The 16,807-nt window shown below is 36.1% G+C and carries 20 protein-coding genes and 5 tRNA genes; 20 read left to right on the top strand and 5 right to left on the bottom strand.

The genetic code is table 11. From position 1 onward, the window contains the following. Positions 1-4: 4 nt before the first annotated feature. Positions 5-76: transfer RNA gene (locus FYJ80_RS08585), tRNA-Thr, on the bottom strand. A gap of 94 nt (positions 77-170) precedes the next feature. Here FYJ80_RS08585 and FYJ80_RS08580 point away from each other — a divergent pair. Together FYJ80_RS08580 and tsaD are read left to right on the top strand one after the other, a co-directional pair. Beyond that, a complete protein-coding gene (locus tag FYJ80_RS08580) occupies positions 171-410 on the top strand; it encodes a hypothetical protein (RefSeq protein WP_154425977.1) in 240 nt (79 codons plus the stop codon). Beyond that, entirely contained in the window at positions 407-1,426 is a 1,020-nt protein-coding gene (gene tsaD / locus FYJ80_RS08575) for a tRNA (adenosine(37)-N6)-threonylcarbamoyltransferase complex transferase subunit TsaD (RefSeq protein WP_154425975.1), read from the top strand. Before FYJ80_RS08580 ends, tsaD begins: the two co-directional genes overlap by 4 nt. Here the strand turns inward: tsaD and FYJ80_RS08570 are convergent, their stop codons facing one another. Further along, positions 1,427-1,627 carry a hypothetical protein gene (locus FYJ80_RS08570; protein WP_154425973.1) on the bottom strand — a complete coding sequence of 67 codons (201 nt, stop codon included), beginning with the start codon at positions 1,625-1,627 and terminating at the stop codon, positions 1,427-1,429. A 118-nt stretch (positions 1,628-1,745) separates the two neighbouring features. Here FYJ80_RS08570 and FYJ80_RS08565 point away from each other — a divergent pair. The 4 genes from FYJ80_RS08565 (at position 1,746) to FYJ80_RS08550 (ending at position 4,369) form a co-directional block, all read left to right on the top strand. Next, a tRNA-Gln gene (locus FYJ80_RS08565) sits at positions 1,746-1,816 on the top strand. Positions 1,817-1,823: 7 nt separating this feature from the next. Further along, positions 1,824-1,895, top strand: a tRNA-Glu gene (locus tag FYJ80_RS08560). Between the two features lie 72 nt (positions 1,896-1,967). Then, positions 1,968-3,608 carry an ABC-F family ATP-binding cassette domain-containing protein gene (locus FYJ80_RS08555; RefSeq protein ID WP_154425971.1) on the top strand — a complete coding sequence of 547 codons (1,641 nt, stop codon included), beginning with the start codon at positions 1,968-1,970 and terminating at the stop codon, positions 3,606-3,608. After that, positions 3,608-4,369: a type III pantothenate kinase gene (locus tag FYJ80_RS08550; RefSeq protein ID WP_154425969.1), complete on the top strand. Its 762-nt coding sequence runs from the start codon at positions 3,608-3,610 to the stop codon at positions 4,367-4,369. The genes FYJ80_RS08555 and FYJ80_RS08550 overlap by 1 nt, the downstream gene beginning before the upstream one ends. Positions 4,370-4,412: 43 nt before the next feature. Here the strand turns inward: FYJ80_RS08550 and FYJ80_RS08545 are convergent, their stop codons facing one another. Continuing rightward, the gene (locus FYJ80_RS08545; protein WP_154425967.1) at positions 4,413-5,636 is read right to left on the bottom strand and encodes an aminopeptidase; all 1,224 of its coding nucleotides are present in this window, start codon (positions 5,634-5,636) and stop codon (positions 4,413-4,415) included. A gap of 8 nt (positions 5,637-5,644) precedes the next feature. Continuing rightward, positions 5,645-6,805: an aminopeptidase gene (locus FYJ80_RS08540; RefSeq protein ID WP_206361039.1), complete on the bottom strand. Its 1,161-nt coding sequence runs from the start codon at positions 6,803-6,805 to the stop codon at positions 5,645-5,647. Between the two features lie 86 nt (positions 6,806-6,891). Here FYJ80_RS08540 and FYJ80_RS08535 point away from each other — a divergent pair. From FYJ80_RS08535 to zupT, 3 genes are all read left to right on the top strand, one after another. After that, positions 6,892-6,963, top strand: a tRNA-Gly gene (locus FYJ80_RS08535). Between the two features lie 31 nt (positions 6,964-6,994). Next, complete coding sequence (locus FYJ80_RS08530) at positions 6,995-7,255, top strand: DUF3276 family protein (RefSeq protein ID WP_154425963.1); 261 nt, start codon at positions 6,995-6,997, stop codon at positions 7,253-7,255. An 18-nt stretch (positions 7,256-7,273) separates the two neighbouring features. Further along, a complete protein-coding gene (gene zupT, locus FYJ80_RS08525) occupies positions 7,274-8,032 on the top strand; it encodes a zinc transporter ZupT (RefSeq protein WP_154425961.1) in 759 nt (252 codons plus the stop codon). Here the strand turns inward: zupT and FYJ80_RS08520 are convergent. Then, complete coding sequence (locus FYJ80_RS08520; protein WP_154425959.1) at positions 8,001-8,642, bottom strand: ribonuclease HII; 642 nt, start codon at positions 8,640-8,642, stop codon at positions 8,001-8,003. The genes zupT and FYJ80_RS08520 overlap by 32 nt on opposite strands. Positions 8,643-8,693: 51 nt before the next feature. On the opposite strand from FYJ80_RS08520, the gene FYJ80_RS08515 reads away from it, so the two are divergent. From FYJ80_RS08515 to FYJ80_RS08465, 11 genes are all read left to right on the top strand, one after another. Further along, a complete protein-coding gene (locus FYJ80_RS08515; protein ID WP_154425957.1) occupies positions 8,694-11,510 on the top strand; it encodes a chromosome segregation SMC family protein in 2,817 nt (938 codons plus the stop codon). Positions 11,511-11,585: 75 nt separating this feature from the next. Next, on the top strand, positions 11,586-12,920 hold the full coding sequence (gene ffh / locus FYJ80_RS08510) for a signal recognition particle protein (protein WP_154425955.1): 1,335 nt from the start codon (positions 11,586-11,588) through the stop codon (positions 12,918-12,920). A gap of 41 nt (positions 12,921-12,961) precedes the next feature. After that, positions 12,962-13,216 (top strand): 30S ribosomal protein S16, encoded by a 255-nt coding sequence (gene rpsP, locus FYJ80_RS08505; protein ID WP_154426007.1) that lies wholly within the window; start codon positions 12,962-12,964, stop codon positions 13,214-13,216. 17 nt (positions 13,217-13,233) lie between these two features. After that, entirely contained in the window at positions 13,234-13,467 is a 234-nt protein-coding gene (locus FYJ80_RS08500) for a KH domain-containing protein (protein WP_154425953.1), read from the top strand. Continuing rightward, positions 13,467-13,976 carry a ribosome maturation factor RimM gene (rimM, locus tag FYJ80_RS08495; RefSeq protein ID WP_154425951.1) on the top strand — a complete coding sequence of 170 codons (510 nt, stop codon included), beginning with the start codon at positions 13,467-13,469 and terminating at the stop codon, positions 13,974-13,976. Before FYJ80_RS08500 ends, rimM begins: the two co-directional genes overlap by 1 nt. Continuing rightward, complete coding sequence (gene trmD, locus FYJ80_RS08490) at positions 13,976-14,722, top strand: tRNA (guanosine(37)-N1)-methyltransferase TrmD (protein ID WP_154425949.1); 747 nt, start codon at positions 13,976-13,978, stop codon at positions 14,720-14,722. The genes rimM and trmD overlap by 1 nt, the downstream gene beginning before the upstream one ends. Then, on the top strand, positions 14,709-15,065 hold the full coding sequence (gene rplS / locus FYJ80_RS08485; RefSeq protein ID WP_154425947.1) for a 50S ribosomal protein L19: 357 nt from the start codon (positions 14,709-14,711) through the stop codon (positions 15,063-15,065). The genes trmD and rplS overlap by 14 nt, the downstream gene beginning before the upstream one ends. 59 nt (positions 15,066-15,124) lie before the next feature. Further along, on the top strand, positions 15,125-15,577 hold the full coding sequence (locus FYJ80_RS08480) for a hypothetical protein (RefSeq protein ID WP_154425945.1): 453 nt from the start codon (positions 15,125-15,127) through the stop codon (positions 15,575-15,577). Next, on the top strand, positions 15,574-16,065 hold the full coding sequence (gene coaD, locus FYJ80_RS08475; RefSeq protein ID WP_154425943.1) for a pantetheine-phosphate adenylyltransferase: 492 nt from the start codon (positions 15,574-15,576) through the stop codon (positions 16,063-16,065). Before FYJ80_RS08480 ends, coaD begins: the two co-directional genes overlap by 4 nt. A gap of 121 nt (positions 16,066-16,186) precedes the next feature. Next, positions 16,187-16,268, top strand: a tRNA-Tyr gene (locus FYJ80_RS08470). A gap of 52 nt (positions 16,269-16,320) precedes the next feature. Then, positions 16,321-16,761 carry a YkgJ family cysteine cluster protein gene (locus FYJ80_RS08465; protein WP_154425941.1) on the top strand — a complete coding sequence of 147 codons (441 nt, stop codon included), beginning with the start codon at positions 16,321-16,323 and terminating at the stop codon, positions 16,759-16,761. Positions 16,762-16,807 lie beyond the last annotated feature (46 nt).

Genomic DNA, 16,807 nt, shown 5'->3' with positions numbered 1-16,807 from the left:
ATTTAGCCGAAGATGGGAATTGAACCCATGACCACTTCATTACGAGGGAAGTGCTCTACCCCTGAGCTACTACGGCACAACAAAAAAAGAATACTCTAGCATAGATTTTTTGTCAAATTTACATATTATTGTTTTTTGATTATACTAAGTTATATTACAGGAGGAACTCAATGGAAAATAAAGAGAGAGGAGCAATCCTTTCAGGAAGACCAATTTCCGATGAAATTGTGTTATCAATCCCAATGAGATATAATCCTGAACCATCTGTATTAGTTGGTGAGACTATCTGTGAAAATGTTGCAAGCTTTTATAATGATATTCTTCCATTAGAGCTAATGGATTACTATGCAGCTTTACTGACAGCTGGCCCTACCGATGAAGATGATTATTTTGATGAGGAAGAGCTATGATTGTACTTGGAATAGAAACAAGCTGTGATGAATGCTCAGCTGCAGTAGTTAAAGATGGAAGAGAAATCTTAAGCAATGTAATAGCTACTCAAATAGAGCTACATAAACCATATCAGGGAGTTGTTCCTGAATTAGCTTCTAGATTACATACAGAATGGATTAGTCAGGTAGTAAAGGCTGCTATTATGCAAGCTGGGTTAACTAATAAGGACTTAGATGCTGTAGCAGTTACTAATAGACCAGGATTATTGGGCTCATTACTAGTTGGAGTAAACTTTGCTAAGGGCTTTGCTGCTAGCTTAAATATTCCAATTTTAGGTGTTGACCACATTAGAGCACATCTATATGCATCCCAAATAGAAAATCCATTAGAATACCCATATCTTGGTGTATTAGTCTCTGGTGGACATACAGTTATTTGTAAGGTTAATGGATATGATGATGTTGATGTCTTAGGTACTACAATAGATGATGCTATTGGAGAAGCCTTTGATAAGGTTGCTAAGTTCTATGATTTAGGATATCCAGGTGGTGTAGTTATTGATAGATTATCAAAGTCTGGTGATCCTATGGCATTCCTTTTCCCTGGTCCTACCTTGGATAGGGGAGAGCATCCATATGATATGAGCTACTCTGGATTGAAAACTGGTGTTATTAACCAGCTTGATAAATTCAGAAATAATAATGCTCCAGCAACAAAAGAAAATATTGCTGCATCATTTCAGAGAGCTGCAGTTGGTATTTTGATGAAGAGAGTAAAGGCAGCCTTAAAGGATACTGGGTTAAAGAGAGTATCTGCTGGAGGTGGTGTTGCTGCTAACTCATTACTTCGTAGCGAGCTTAAGGAACTAGAGAAGGGTGGTTATACAGTTACATTTCCTTCTCTAAAGCTTTGTACAGATAATGGAGCCATGATAGCAGGTCTTGGATATAGATATTTAAAGGACGGCTGGAAGGATGATGATAAGCTTACAGCTTACTCAAGAGTAGCTGCATTCAAAAAGAGCTATCCTTGATTAATATTCTACTAGATGTATAGTGCCTAGCTCTGATGAGTACCTAGTTGTTCTTTTAGAGCCAGGCATTATTAATTTAGTTATTTCATCTATAGCTTTTGACTCAATTTGTTCAATATGTGTTTTCTTTATTACGTTCCTTCCTGAGAAATAAAGTGTGTTAATTAGGGTTGCAACGTGTTCTTCTTTAATATTATTCATTACTATCTCCTATAAATAATACAAAAATATAAATTGTTTTGTGCAAATTTACATTTTTATTAAAATATGTATTGACTGTTTTTTTGTGATTTAGTAATGTAATCAAGGTCAAATTAATTGGGATGTAGTGTAATGGTAACACTGCAGATTCTGGTTCTGCCTTTGGGGGTTCGAATCCCTCCATCCCAGTAGAGATGGTTCCTTCGTCTAACGGTTAGGACGGGAGATTCTCAGTCTCTAAATAGGGGTTCGATTCCCCTAGGAACTAACTGCAGTATCTTCAAAGATACTGCTTTTTTTTTACTAATCACATATAATACAGCTTATTGCGAGGAAATAAATGATTACAGCTAGTAATATTTCTCTTTCTTACGGAACCCAAGTTCTGTTTAAAGAAGTAAACATCAAGTTCACACCTGGTAACTGTTACGGTATCATCGGTGCAAATGGTGCAGGAAAGTCAACCTTCTTAAAGATTCTTTCTGGAGAAATTGAGCCAGATACTGGTGAGATTATTATTACTCCAGGTGAGAGAATGACTACCCTTAGACAGGATCACTTTGCTTTTAATAAGTTTAGAGTAATTGATACTGTTATCATGGGACACAAGAAGCTTTATTCAGTAATGAAGGAGCGTGATGAAATCTATCAAAAGGAAGATTTCACAGAAGAAGATGGAATTAGAGCTGCAGAGCTAGAGAGTGAGTTTGCTGAGATGGGAGGCTGGGAAGCTGAAAGTGAAGCTGCTCAGATGCTTGATGGTCTTGGAATTGCAACTACTCTTCATGAAAAGCTAATGGAAGAAATCGAAGATAACCTAAAGGTTAGAGTACTTCTTGCTCAAGCTCTCTTTGGTAATCCAGATATTCTATTACTCGATGAGCCTACTAACCACCTTGACCTAGAGTCTATTCACTGGTTAGAGGATTTCTTAGCAGATTTTAACAACACAGTTATTGTAGTCAGCCACGATAGACACTTCTTAAATACTGTTTGTACTCATGTTTGTGATATCGACTTTGGTAAGATTCAGCTATATGTTGGTAACTATGATTTCTGGTATATGTCCTCACAGCTTGCTGCAAAGCAGTTAAAGGATGAGAAGAAGAGAAGAGAAGATAAGATTGCTGAGTTAAAAGAGTTTATTCAGAGATTCAGTAGTAACGTTGCTAAAGCAAAGCAAGCAACAAGTAGAAAGAAGCTTATTGATAAGCTTACCTTAGATGATATCAGACCTTCCTCAAGAAGATTCCCATATGTTGCCTTTAAGCCTAATAGAGAGATTGGTAAGAATTGTCTCGAAATTAAGGATTTAACAAAGACAATCGATGGAGAGTTAGTTCTTAACCACTTAAATTTAACTATTAATCCAGGTGAAAAGGTTGCTTTTGTTGGTCCTAACCACTATGCAAAAACAGTACTTTTCCAAATTCTAGCAGGAGAGATGGAAGCTGATAGCGGTTCCTATAACTGGGGTGTTACAACATCACTTTCATATTTCCCTAAGGATAACTCTAAGATGTTTGATACAGATAGCTCTATTGCTGATTTCTTACAGCAATACTCTACTGAGGATGATGATACCTTTGTTAGATCATTCTTGGGTAGAATGCTCTTTACTGGTGATGAAGCATTAAAGTGCTGTAGAGTACTATCTGGTGGTGAGAAGGTAAGAGTAGTTCTAGCTAAGATGATGCTTGAGGGTGCAAACTGCTTAATCTTCGATGAGCCAACCTCACACCTTGACCTTGAAGCTATTCAGGCTCTTAACGATGGTCTTATTAACTTCAATGGTGTTATCCTATTTAACTCACATGACCACCAGTTTGTTGATTCTATCGCAAATAGAATTATTGAGTTTACACCTACTGGTATCATTGACCGCATGACTAACTTTGATTCATATATCAATGATGCTTCTGTTAACGAAATTCGTGATAAGGCTTATGCTGGTGGTTCACATAAGGTTGTAATGATTTAATGCTAGCAGCTTTAGATATTGGAAATACTAATATTGTTTTAGCCCTTCATGATGGTAATAATTGGATTAACTCATGGAGGGTATATACAGACCAAAGAAAGACTGGAGATGAATACTATGTCATCTTCAAAAGTCTTTTAGAGTCTTCAAATATTGATTTTTCAGCTGTTGATAAAGCAATAGTATCATCGGTTGTTCCAAATCTTACCTTTTCAGCTTCAAAGAATCTAAATCGCTTATTTAATGTTAATCCATTAATAGTTAATCATGATTTAAATACTAATCTTGTTAGAGCTTCAATACCTCAAGAGCTTGGTAGTGATTTACTATGTAATTTAGCATATGCACATCATGTTTATAAAAGTGAAAATGTTATGGTTGTAGACTTTGGAACAGCATTAACCTTTTCTACTGTAAGAAGGGATGGGAGTGTTGTAGGTGTTGCAATTGTTCCAGGATTAATTACCAGTGTAAATGCGCTATTTGGCTCAACAGCTCAGCTTCCTCAGGTAGAGCTTAAAATACCTTCTTCTGCAATTGGAAGAAATAGTGAGGATGCTATTAGAGCTGGAATTATGTATGGGTATGCTGGGCTTGTAAATTCAATGATCGAGCAGGTAGAAAGAGAGCTTGGTGAAAGCTTATTTGTAATAGCTACTGGAGGTCTTTCAAAGACTATAGCGACCTTAATACCAAGAATTAATTACCTAGATAAGTATCATACCTTAAATGGGTTAAAGCTAATTTCTGATTTAAATTAAAAATAAGTCTTCCAAACTATCATGCTTGGAAGACTTAATAATTTTAGAGAGTAAAGGAGCCGTTTTCCATAATTACAACCTCTTTATTATCACTTGTAGTAGCTGTAATTGTTAGGTCACTACTTCCTACCATAAAGTCTGTATGCATCAATGAAGTATTTATCTTTAACTCATGTAGCTCCTCATCTGTTTTAGCACTACTACTTCCACTAATACACTCAGGATATCCTGCTCCTAAGGCTATATGACATGATGCATTTTCATCGATTAATATTGAATTAAAGATTAAATTAGTTTTACTAATTGGTGAATTGTTATCAACTAAAGCAACCTCTCCAATCCTTGAAGCACCTTCATCTATTGCTAAATACTTTTTGATAATCTCTAAGCCTTCCTCAGCTTTAACATCAACAACTCTTCCTTCTTTAAATGTAAATGTAATTGCTTTTGTAGGCTGACCTAATACATTTACAGGTCTAGTTGTTGTAATATATCCATCTGCAGAGTACATATCAGGAGTAGTAAATAGCTCCTCTGTTGGAAGATTAGGGAAGAAGACCTTACCATCATCACAAATTGATGCGCCACCCTCAAAATGAGCATCGCTTGTTAAGCTAATAGTAAAATCTGTAATTGAGGATTTATAGTGTAGCTTTACAATATTTAATGAGTTTAGCTTTTCTCTTCTCTCTTTAACCTTTTTATCAAATTCATCCCAGGCTGAGAGATAATTCTCATTATCAAAGAGTAGTATCTTTCCTAGTACATTAGCTAAATCATCCTCTGTTGCATTTTCACCAAGAAGCTGCTTTGCCCACTTTGGACCAGGGACACAGGATACGCACCAAGCAAGCTCATTTGACATATATCTATCACTTGCGACCTTACCAGCTTTTCTAAAGGACATATTAAGCTTAGCTAGCTTATCGCTATCACCTTGAGTTTGTCCAATTCTATCCTCATTACTATCTAAGCGAACGTTAACGTAGCTATCCTTAGCTCTTTCCATAGCATTGTATCTATAGAAATCTGGAACAAATGACACCTCATCGCTATCTTGAACTAATGTTCTAAAGGAATCTAAATCACCATCATTAATATTAATAATTACATATTTAGCTCCAAGCTCATATGCACGCTTTGCCATAGCCTGTGCATAGCTATAGCAGGAAGGGGAGGTATTAATACAAAGCTTTTCTCCCTTTTTTAAGCACACACCCTTAGTTAATACTAGCTCATTTAATTTATCTGAATAGTTTTTGTTCATATTTCCTCCTAGAATAGTATTATACCATCCTCCATGATATCTATAATCTCACCAAATTCTGTAATACCTTGAATAGATAAATCCTTTGAACCTAATGGAAGCTCTAAACGAACAAAGGAATTATTTATAATTGTTTTATCTATATCCTCATCGCTCTCAGCTTGAAGTGTATCTGGTGTAATTCCTCCTAAGACTAAGGAGGTAGTGCGCATTCTATCAAGCATTGGAATACCAGTTGAAACCTCTAGCTTTGAGGAAGGAGTGTAGCCATCACAAAGTATAAGCTCACTTAAGCATTTACTCTCTTCATCGATGCTTAAATACTTTGTTATATGAGTTGTTCCATCCTCAACCTTAAATGATACTACTTTACCATTTTCAATAGAAACCTCTGCTGAGCTAAATACTCTATCGAAGAGTCTAAATGGGTATGTAGTTATAAATTTACCAGAGCCACTATGCTTTGAAAGTGGAATTATTACTTCCTCGCAAGGTGCTGTAGGGTAGAATAATCTTCCAGATGAAAGCATTGTTGAGGTTGTTGCTAGGTGTAATTCCTGGTTGATATCAAGCTTTAGGTCACAGCTATTACTCTTTAAAATTAGTTGAGTAATATTTGCATTATTTAGCTTTGCGCATCTATTTTTTAATATTTGATGCTGCATTCTTAGTGAATTATCTTCGCTATCAAGCTTTAATATATCGGAAAGTAAAAGCCACAAGGAGTCTGTAGTAGCTCCTGGACCAAAAACAAACTCTGCCCAAGCTGGAGTTGGTACATAGCAAATAGCCCAAGGTACTGCGACTCTTCTTCCTGCGATTACTGGCTCGCTTATAACTCTATACTCTCCAAGCTCCTTAGCACTTAGCTCTTTATTTTCATCATTAAGAGGTGAGAAGCTAGGGAAGGAGGCTAGGTGGAGCATACAAACCTTACCACTTGCCTTTTCCTGAAAGTCTGGTTCTATTTCATCAACAGATTCAACCTTACCGTGATCAATAAAAACAATTTGTACATTTACACCTGTCTTTTCAGCTGCCATATGTGCAAGTAAATGTGCAAAGGCTATTGTTTCTTCATTGGCGTTAATTGTAAGCTTTTCACCACCTTCAATTCTTAATTCTTCATTTAAAATGAATTCTGCATATTTTTGCTCAATGTTATTCATGATTGGTAAAGTATAAGCAAATGAGATTTTTTTTGCCAGTATTGTTGACATTAATCGAGAATTAGAGTATTTTCTTTACTCGTAGCGCGTCTGTTGTATAATGGCTATTACCTCAGCCTTCCAAGCTGAAGATGCGGGTTCGATTCCCGTCGGACGCTTTTTTTTATATCTAAAGGAAGGTCTTATAATATGGGACAGCGTGGTGAACATTTTTCCTCAAAGTGTGTTACTGGAGATAGAACATACTTTTTCAATGTAAAGGAAAATCTATATGGTGACCTCTACTTAAATATTGTAGAGAGCAAGCCAACTGAAAACGGAAAATTCTTAAGACAATCAGTTCTTGTTTATCAAGAGGACATTGGAGAATTTATCAAAGAGATGCAAAAGTCTTTAGATTATTTAAAGCTTCATGCAAAAAAGAGTGTTAAGAGAGGTGACGAAGAGTAAACCTCTCTTTGCTATTTTATGACGTACGCATTTATTTTATCGCTTTTAGCAGGTCTATCAACTGCAATAGGTGGCTTAATGCCTCTATTTCAGAAGAAGGTTTCATCCTCCTTTTTATGCTTTAGCCTTGGTCTTTCTGCAGGTGTAATGGTATATGTATCCTTTATGGAAATTCTACCAGAGAGTATTTCCTTGCTTGAAAACTCCTTTTCTCCAAGAGTATCTGGCATAATAGCTCTAGCGTGCTTTTTCTTAGGAATGTTATTTATTGCTTTAATCGATAAAGCAATTCCAGAAAATGAAAATCCACATGAATTTGGAACAGAATTTTCACTACAAAAGATGGGACTATTCTCAGCTTTAGTTATTGCAATCCATAACTTCCCTGAGGGCTTAGCTACCTTCTTATCTGCGTATGAGGATCCTGCACAGGGTATTTCTATTGCAATCGCTATTGCACTACATAATATTCCTGAAGGTATTACTGTTGCAGCTCCAATTTACCATGCAACTGGAGCAAAGCGTAAAGCCTTTATGATGAGCTTATTCTCAGGACTTGCAGAGCCACTTGGAGCCTTACTTGGTTTCATTTTAATAAAAACTATTTTCCCATCTAGTGTATTATCATATGTATATGCAGCTGTTGCAGGTATAATGATTTATCTGTCATTTGATGAAATCCTACCAACAGCAGAAACCTATGGAAGACACCATCTAGTAATATGGGGTGTTATTCTAGGAATGCTTATAATGGGAATAAGTCTTGCTCTTCTTTAATTTTTACATTCTTTAGATGAAAGGTTTTTCTATGATAAGGCGATAATCCATATTTGATTATCGCCTCTTGATGCTCTTTAGATGGATATCCTTTATTTTTAGAAAATCCATATTGAGGATATTCCTTATCAAGTGATTCCATAAATCTATCTCTAGCAGTTTTAGCTAATATACTTGCAGCCATTATCTCATGAATCTTTGAGTCACCCTTAACAACAGTTTCAATAGCAAGGCTTGAATCCTCAATAAACTTTCTAGGGGAACGATTTCCATCGACCATTAGCTTATCGACATGAATTATTTTATTAACCTCTTTATAGGAGTTTGCCATAGCCTTTAATGCTGCATTTAAAATATTTATTTCATCTATTTCTTCATTAGAAATAAATGAGATTGAAAATGCTACTGCTTTTTCTCTTATTACCTTTTCTGCTTCAATTAATTTATTATGAGATAATTTTTTGCTATCAGCTAAAATTTCAAATGGAAAATCCTTTGGCAAAACTACAGCAGCGGCTGTTACAGGTCCTGCTAAAGGACCTCTACCTGCTTCATCTGTCCCACAAATTGTTAACACCTCATTAAAAGAGAATAATTCTTCCATTTCCATTTCAAAAATGTTAAATTTTATCTCGATAGATAGTCAAGGAGAGCTTTAAATTTGTTTTTAAAATGTCTTGATATTGTAGGCTTTAAAAGCTTTGCAGATAAAACACATATAGATTTTGCCGATGGAATTACTTCGCTCCTTGGACCAAATGGATGTGGAAAATCAAATATCGTTGATTCCATTAAGTGGGTTTTAGGTGAGCAATCAACAAAGACTCTAAGAGCTGGCAGAATGGAGGATGTAATTTTTAATGGAACAGATAAAAGAAAACCACTGCAATATGCAGAGGTTGCTCTTACTATCGATAATAGTGAAAGAAATCTTCCAACAGATCTTACAGAGGTTGAGATCAAAAGACGTGTTTTTAGAAGTGGTGAAAGCGAATACTATATAAATAAAAATAGATGTCTATTAAAAAATATTAGAGAGCTCTTTTTTGATACCGGTGTTGGAAAGAGTGCCTATTCTATCCTAGAACAGGGTAAGATCGACCAAATTCTATCTCAGCGCCCTGAGGATAGAAGATATATTTTTGAAGAGGCTGCAGGTATTTCTCGCTTTAAGATGGAGTGTAATGAGGCTTCAAAGAAGATTGAGAGAACAGATGAGAATATCAACCAAGCAGAGAGCCTGATGAAGGTTGAAAAGAGAAGCTATGAATCGTTAAAGACTCAAGCTGAGAAGGCTAAGAGCTATAATGAATTAGTTAAAAGACAGCTTAGTGTTGATGTTGATATTCACTATTCAAAGCTAAAGACCTATTTAGCTTTGAAGGATATGAGAAGTGAAAGAAATAAAAGCTTAGCAGCACAGGTTGAAGCTCTAAAGTCATCTCTTGAGAGCTTTAGAGTTAATATTGAAGAGGAGCAGGCTAGGATGCAGAGTGAGAGCCAGAAATCTCATTCTCTTCAATATGCAATTAATAGAAATGAAGAGGCTGTAAATAGTCGTAATGATAAAATAGCATTTTTAGAAAGTACCTATCGTGATTATATAAATGCTAAGAAGGAGGCTGAAAATAGAGCAGAGAGTATTAAGTCCTCCCTCGATAGAGATAAAAGTGAATTAGAAAGAATGCAAGCTGAGCTTGATGAAAAGCATCAAATTCTTGAGGAGAGCCAAAGGCAGGTTAAGCGTGCTAATTTAATGCTTTCTGATGACTTAAAGCTAATTGATGATTTCAAAGCTAAGGTTACTGCAGAAGAGAATTTAATTAGTGAAAATGAAGAGAAAATAGAAAAGCTTGGTGCAAGCCTAAAGGAAGTTGTTGATTCTCTAGCTAGTGAGCTTGATAAGATGATGGGCGAGAAGTACTCCTTTAAGCGTCGTAGTAGTGCTGAGAAAAACTTTAATGACAGACTTGATATGATAATTAGAGATTTAAAGGAAAAAGCAGAGCTACAAAAATCTATTTCATCCTTTTCTGATAAAATTATTTCCTTTGAAAATATTATTTCAGCTCTTCAAGAGCTTAAGAATGATTTCTTAAGCTATAAGGATACTATTCCTCCCTTTATTGATTCCTTCTTGTCTCCAGATGGCTTATTAACAAAGAAAAGAGAGATTTCAGAAAAGGAAGCTTTATTAAGAGATGCAAATGTAAGAAGTAGAGAGAAAATAGTCTCCTTTAAGAGTCAAATTGCATCTCTAGAGGTTGAGGTTGATAACCTAAGAGATACTATTAAGAATATGGAAATACAATTAGCCTCTGTAGAGGCTGGTATTTCATCCTTTAAGGCTGTTAAGGATAATTTAGAGAGAAGTATAGATGAAAAGGAGATAAGCTTTGCTGATAGTCAAAGTGCTATTACTATCGCTAATTCTAGAATTGAAGCAACAGCTAACCAGCTAAGGCAGGCAGATAGCGAGAAGGCAGAGCTACTTAATCAAATTATTGAGCTGAAGAAACAGCTAAAGGAGCTTCAGGATGAGATTAATGAACGCTATAGCGCCTTAAGCAGTAAGGAAAAAGAGAAAAACGATACAATAGATAAGATTAACTATCTTAATAATGAAATTGAAAAGAATGAGCTATGGATTAATAACACTCAGGATTTAATTCAAAATCTTTATGCATCATTTTATAATACATATTCTCGTAACCTTAAGGAATTTGAGGATAGAATGGATGCAGAGCTAGGTGAGCAGGTACTTTTAGAAAATGAGCTTGCTGAAATAAAAAAGCAGCTACAAACACTTGGTCCTAACATCAACCATATGGCTGTTGATGAATTTGAGGGTGCTAAGGAAAGATATGAGTTTTTGCAAAAGCAGCTAGATGATATGTATAAGAGTAAGCATGATCTTGAGACTGTCTTAGCTGAGATTGAGACACGCTCTAAGGAGATGTTCCTAAATACATATAAGCAAATTAGTGAAAACTTCCAGGTGATGTTTAGACGTCTATTTGGTGGTGGTAGAGCTGAAATAACACTTCAAGACCCAGAGAATGTATTAACAAGTGGAATAGATATCTTTGCTCAGCCTCCAGGAAAGAAGCTTATTAGCTTAACACTTCTTTCTGGTGGTGAAAGAAGTATGACAGCTGTTGCGCTATTGTTTGCAACCTACATGGTAAAGCCATCTCCATTCTGTATTCTTGATGAGATTGATGCGGCGCTAGATGATAAGAATATTGGATTCTTCCTATCTGTTTTAGAGGATTTCGCAAAGGATAGTCAGTTTATTATTATTACTCACAATAAGCATACAGTTATGGGCTCCGCATCTCTCTTAGGTGTTACTCAGATGGAGGCAGGTGTTTCAACAACTGTAAGCTATAAGCTCGCTAGGATTAAGGGGGAGGCTGTCATATTAAATGAAAATGATAACCAAGTCGATTTTGATAGCGAAGGTAGAAGAACTTAATGGCTAACTCTTATTGACTAAAACACCTCTAAGCTAGTATAAATAAAAAGTTGCAATATAACCAAGGAAAGGTACATGTTTGATAATATAAGCACTAAATTTTCCTCGATAATGAAGAATTTATCGGGTAAAGGTAAGATAACAGAAAAAAACATTCGTGATGCAGTAGAAGATATTAAGATGTCTCTTTTGGATGCCGATGTTAATCTTCGTGTTGTCAGAAAATTTATCAACAGTACTCTAGAAGAAGCTCTAGGTGAGAAGGTTCTTTTATCTGTAGATCCAGGTCAGCAATTTACTAAGATTGTCTATGATAAGATGGTTGCCCTTTTAGGCGATGAGAGTGGACAGGAGTTAAAGCTAAAGGGTAAGGATACAACAAGTGTTATCCTTATGATGGGTTTACAGGGCTCAGGTAAAACTACTACAGCACATAAGCTAGCATTAAAGCTCACAAAAGAGGGCAGAAAGGTAATGCTAGTTGCAGCAGACCTCGTTAGACCTGCTGCTATTACACAGTTACAGGTTCTCGGCGAAAAGGTTGGTGTAAGAGTATTTACTATACCTGGTGAGAAGAACCCTGTTAAGGTTGCTACTGAAGCAGTTAAGACAGCTCGTCATGAGCTATATGATACAGTCATCATCGATACAAGTGGTAGAATGCACCTTGATGATACCTTGATGAAGGAAATTCAAGATATCGCAAAGGCAGTTAACCCAGATGAAACACTATTTGTTGCAGATGCAATGACTGGTCAAAATGCCGTTACCATCGCTAAGGAATTCGAAGAGAAGGTTGGAATTTCTGGTGTTATTCTATCTAAGTTCGATTCTGATACTAGAGGTGGTGCTGCACTATCATTAAAGAGTGTAGTTGGTAAGCCAATTAAGTTTATCGGTACAGGTGAAAAGAGTGAGGATTTAGAAGCATTCCACCCAGATAGAATTGCATCTAGAATCCTTGGAATGGGTGATGTTGTATCTCTCGTTGAAAAGGCTCAGCAGGCATTCGATAAGGATGAGGCTGAACGTCTTGCAAAGAAGATGCAGAAGAACACCTTCGATTTACAGGACTATCTTGATCAGCTAGAAAACATGAATAAGATGGGCTCTGTTGATAAGCTAATTGAGATGATTCCTGGTGCAAAGGGTAATATTAGTGAGGAGGATATCAATCTTAAAGAGGTTGAGGTTGAGAAAGCAATCATTAAGAGTATGACTAAGTTTGAAAGAGCAAACTATAGGATTATTGGCCCATCAAGAAGAAAGAGGATTGCAAAGGGTAGTGGAACTAGCGTTGCCGATGTTAATCGTCTTTTAAAGAAATTTGAAAAGAGTAAGCTTATGATGAAGAAGCTTCTTGGAAATAAGAAATTACAGGCTAGCATGCTTTCTAAAATGGGCATGTGAGTCTATCAAGTAGAATAAGGAGTAAAGCCGTGAGTGTTAGCATGAGACTAAAGCGCTTTGGGTCTAAGAAGAGACCTTACTATCGTGTTGTTGTTATGGACAGCAGAGCTGCAGCAACAAGCAGAACTATTGATGAGATTGGTACATATCATCCAATTGAAGCTGAAGACAGACAGACAACTATCGATGCAGAAAAAGCAGCAGAATGGTTAAAGAAGGGTGCAAACCCATCTGCAACAGTAAAGAAGATTCTTAACGCAAAAGGTATTTCTTGTAACCGTACTGTCCAGGGTTAATATCCGGAGGTTCAGTTATGGAGAAGGAACTTGTTGAATTCGTAGTCAAGAGCCTTGTCGATAACCCTGATGAAGTATTTGTCAACAAAGTTGAAGGAGAGAAATCAACTATCCTTGAACTTCATGTCGCTCAAGATGATGTTGGAAAGGTCATCGGAAAACAAGGTAGAATTGCAAAAGCGATAAGAACTATTCTTTCCGCCAGCGCAACTAAAGATGGCAAACGTGCCGTTTTGGAGATTTTAGACTAATGGAAGAACAGCTACTTGCTACCGCTACTGTAGGAAAAACACATGGTGTTAATGGCTTTATTAAGATTAACTCTCTATCTGGAGAGTATGATCACTTAATGAAGCTGGATTCATGTATCCTAAAGACAAGGGACGGTAAACAGGTAGCTGTTACTATTGAAGACATAGAGGTTCATTCTTCAAATATTCTTTTTAAATTTATAGGTTATGATTCTCCCGAAAAAGCAAGATATTTATCTGGCTCAGTAATGTATATTCCTCGTTCAAAGGCTCCTAAATTAAAAGCTGGTGAGTACTATATTGCTGATTTAATTGGCTTAAGCATTGTATATAACCAGGAAGTCTTAGGTAAAGTAGAATATCTTTCAGATGGTGCTCAGGGCTTATATCTTAATGTCAGAAATGATAAGGGAGAGATAAAAATTGTTCCTAATATCCCTCAATTTGTGTCAAAGCCCGATTTTAACAAAAAAGAGATTGTACTCCTTATTAAGGAATTGATGGACTGATGCATATAGATATCCTCACACTTTTTCCAGACATGATAAAGTCCTTTTTTGAGAATTCTATCATGGCTCGTGCTGTTGAAAAGGGAATAATTACTTATAATATAATTAACTTCAGAGATTTTACTTTTGATAATCATCACACTTGTGATGATGTACCTTATGGTGGCGGAGCTGGTATGGTTTTAAAGCCAGAGCCATTGTATTTAGCTCTAAATAGTATAGATGCAGCTAAATCAAGAGTTATATTTCCAACTCCCTCAGGTAAGCTTTTTAATCAGGAATATGCAAAGCAATTATCTAATGAGGATCGCTTAACATTTATCTGTGGACACTATGAGGGCCTTGATCAAAGAGTAATAGATGAATGGGTTGATGATGAAATTTCTATCGGTGATTACGTTCTAACTAGTGGTGAGACTAGCTCGATCGTAATAATCGATGCAATCTTTAGATTAATCGATGGAGTTATTTCAAAAGAAAGCTTAGAGGATGAGAGTTTTTCATCTCCTTTGCTTGAATATCCTCAGTATACAAGACCTGAAAGGTATTGCAAAAAAAATGTTCCTGAGGTATTATTATCCGGTCATCACGAAAGGATTGCTACCTGGCGTGTTTTCCAAAGGCTCGAAAAAACGATGCTGAGCCGACCGGAAGTGCTGACTAACGCCTCTCTCGACGTGGAAAGCAGAAAAAAATTTATTGAATTGTTAGATAATAAGGGGTTCGGCGAAAATGGACTTAATTAAGGCTATTGAAGCAAAGCAGATTAAGAAGGATGCAGAGAATTTCTCTGTAGGTGACACAATTAAAGTTTTCTTCAAGATTGTTGAAGGAACTACTGAAAGAATTCAGGTTTTTGAAGGTATTGTTATTGCAAAGAACAATACAGGTATTGGTAGATCTTTCGTAGTTAGAAAGATTAGCTATGGTGTAGGCGTAGAAAGAATCTTCCCACTCCACTCACCAAGAATCGATAAGATTGAGGTTGTTAGATGTGGTCGTGTTAGAAGAGCTAAGCTCTATTATATCAGAGGTAAGGTTGGTAAGGCTGCTAAGGTTAAGGAGCTTATCAGAAAAAAGGCTAACTAAGTCTATAACTAATTTTTCTAAGGGTGGCAAATTTGTCACCTTTTTTTTATAATATGGGTATGAAAGCAAAAAATAACTTCCCAAAAAAGGAATTAAAGAAAAAAGAAAAGAAGAAATGTGATGATTCAAAGCTCACAGGGTTTGCTACACTGAATCAGGTGTCAGGGGTTCCTAAGCCACATCCATATAAATCTAAGCTACAAGTTAGCCCAGCTAAGATAATTAAAGAGCCATTAGTTAGCTGTTCTATCTGTGGTGAGACTATTCATAATATTTCTCAAGCTATGATTAATCCTGATGGCTCATTTGTCCATTTTGATTGTGTCCTAGAGGATCTTAAGAAAAATCATAGTGTTCATGAAAACCAAACAATTAGCTACATAGGTAGAGGTACCTTTGCTTTACTTGAAAAGGATGAAAATGGCTCTTGGTCTATTGTCGAAAGATATGTCTATGAGAACCAAGAAAGCTTTGAGAAGATGAAGGCATATGTAGAAGGAACTAAAGTATGACTAGTGCCATGTTTCCTGGATCCTTTGATCCACCAACCTTAGGACATATTAATATAATCGAGCGTAGTGCAAAGCTCTATGATAAGCTCTATGTAGTAGTTGCTGATAACATTGCGAAGAAATGTCTCTTTACAGCAGAGGAGAGAATAAAGCTTATTAAGGACAACTTTATTGGTCTTGATAATATTGAGGTACTATCATACCAAGGGTTAACTGTAGATATTGCTAAGCAATTAAATGTTGATGTTATGATTAGAGGTGTTAGAGCTCTTGCTGATTTTGGCTATGAGTTTGAGCTTGCAATGACTAATAAGCAGCTCCTACCAGGTGTTGAAACTCTTTTCATGCCTACAGACCCTCATTATTTCTTATTGAGAAGCTCAGCTATAAAGGAAATGGCAGCCTTTGGAGCAGATATTTCTAAAATGGTTCCTAAAAATGTTGCTATTGAGCTAAGTAAAAAGGTTGTTAGCAGAAATAATTTTTAATATTTAATTTTAGGGTAAGGATATAGCAAAAACCTCTATATTTTTTGTAAAATATTTATTAAATAGTGGTTGACATTTATCTCTATTTTAGGTTAAATACTAATCGTTGTTTTGACAGCATGGAGAGGTTCCCGAGCGGTCAAAGGGGGCAGACTGTAAATCTGTTGGCTAAGCCTTCGAAGGTCCGAATCCTTCTCTCTCCACTAAAAAGCCTTCCAATATTTGGAAGGTTTTTTTGTGTATACAGGAGATAAAATGGCCTGGTATTCCTCAGGATTAAAATTTACATGTAAGCTTTGTGGTCACTGCTGTTCAGGTGAGCCAGGTTATGTTTTTCTATCTAAGGATGAAATAGAGCATATTTCTTCCTATTTAGGCTTAGCTGAAGAAGAGTTTTTAAATAAGTACACTCGTTTAATTGATAGAGGAACCTACTACGATATCTCACTAAAGGAAAGAGAAGATTACTCCTGTATCTTTTTATCTGATAAGGGGTGTACGATTTATCCTGTAAAGCCATTACAATGCTCCACATATCCTTTCTGGGATTATCTATTAAGTGATAAAGCACTCTTTTATGCAGAAAAGGAAGCCTGTCCTGGAATAGGAGAGGGAGAACTACATAGTGAGAAGGAAATTAGGGAACAATTAGATAAAGCAAAAAAAAGAGATAATTATAGAAAAATTAAAAAATAATTGTTGTAAATTTTCCCAATTAAGATATTGTTAAAATAGTGAGGTT

The organism is Bullifex porci (genome assembly GCF_009695635.1).
GTDB lineage: Bacteria > Spirochaetota > Spirochaetia > Sphaerochaetales > Sphaerochaetaceae > Bullifex > Bullifex porci.
This window is presented reverse-complemented; position numbering and strand designations above follow the sequence as displayed.